This window comes from Caballeronia terrestris, assembly GCF_001544515.1.
Lineage (GTDB): Bacteria > Pseudomonadota > Gammaproteobacteria > Burkholderiales > Burkholderiaceae > Caballeronia > Caballeronia terrestris.
Window position 1 is genome coordinate 1 of record NZ_FCOL02000496.1, and the last position, 975, is coordinate 975.

1 protein-coding gene is annotated in these 975 nt (G+C 61.8%); it reads left to right on the top strand.

Going from position 1 to position 975, the window contains the following annotated elements:
• Positions 1–975: recombination directionality factor (locus AWB67_RS38530; protein WP_087660918.1), on the top strand; the 975-nt coding region annotated here is incomplete at both ends.

Genomic DNA, 975 nt, shown 5'->3' on the forward strand with positions numbered 1-975 from the left:
CCCGGACACGGCTGACGAGATCCTGCGGCTGTATGGCGAGGATCGCGGTCAAGGGTTGCGGCTCTACCGTTTCCCGATCATGTTCGCGTTCGACGACTGGCTGCGCAATGTACCGAATCAGATGGCAGCGTACACGACAGCCGGGCGACAGTACTTCTCGGAGTACGACCGCGACGGCAAGCGATACTGCAAGACATACGCACCGGTCGAGCGCAATGCACGCGCACAGCGGGCGCGTCGCTCGTTCGGTGGGCGACTGGTCGTTCACCGGCAAGACGACGACATTCCCGATGGCGTCTGCGATCCTCACGTCTGTCCGCAGTATCAGGATCGCAAGTGCAACCTGACCGCGAACTTCCTGTTCGCTGTTCCCGACGTGAAGGGGCTTGGCCTGATTGAACTGCCGACCAACTCCATCTACGTGCTGCAGAAAGCCTATTCGGCGATGCAGACCGTGGCATTGGCGCGCGGCAGGCTTACCGGCACGCGCTTCTGGCTCTCGAAAAAAGAGTTCGACATCACACGCATCGACGACAGCGGCCAAGCCGTGCGTCAGAAGCAGATGTTGACGGTGCTTGACGCCGACATTGACCTGGGTGCGCTGCTGGATGGCGCGGATGAAGCTCAACCGGCGCTCGATGCTGCCAGCCGCGCAGTCGCGCTGCTGGAGTCGGACGGGACGGTACCGTCAATCGGCGATCCGCTTCATCAGCCCGAGCAGCGGCAGTCGCAGGACGAACGGGCAGGCGATGGCTCATCATCGGTCGTTCACAACGAAGATAACCGCGATGGCAGCAGCGACGACGACTTGCCCGATCCCAATGAGACGCTGGAGGACAAGCGTCACCGCATGTCGGACCTGCTGCATCGTCTGGGCCTGAGTCAGCCGGAGCGACAGAACGGCTTTCGCAAATACGCGCACCAGACGTACGGTCGCGGCTGGATCGAACGGATCGCTGATGTCGATGCGATGAA